The following is a 269-nucleotide window of genomic DNA, read 5'->3' as shown; positions in this document are numbered from 1 at the left end:
AGTTTGTGCAGTCTGGGCAGTCACTTGTGCTTGGTTTAATTCTAGCAATGCCACTTCTTCAGGTAACTTGAGAGTCACCTCAGCATTTACTTTATTGGTTTCTGCCTTAACTTGACAGGTTTGAGCATCCGTCAAATGACCTTGTTTAATACTGATAACAGTGTCAGTAGTCACTTTATTGGTTTGAGCAATTAGCTGGTCTTGTTGATTCTTAATGACCTTCACATTCTCAGGAAGAACATAAGTTGTTTCATAAAGCACTTTAGCAG

The 269-nt window shown here is 39.0% G+C and carries 1 protein-coding gene; it reads right to left on the bottom strand.

Annotation, left to right across the window (positions count from 1 at the left end):
- The coding region (locus AC6UDG_RS07615) for a hypothetical protein (protein ID WP_500706977.1) at window positions 1-269 on the bottom strand (269 nt) is incomplete at both ends.

It is taken from the genome of Fructilactobacillus sp. X2R1C1, assembly GCF_059901435.1.
The sequence above is the reverse complement of the archived record's forward strand: the minus strand, read 5'-3'. Positions and strand labels throughout refer to the sequence as shown.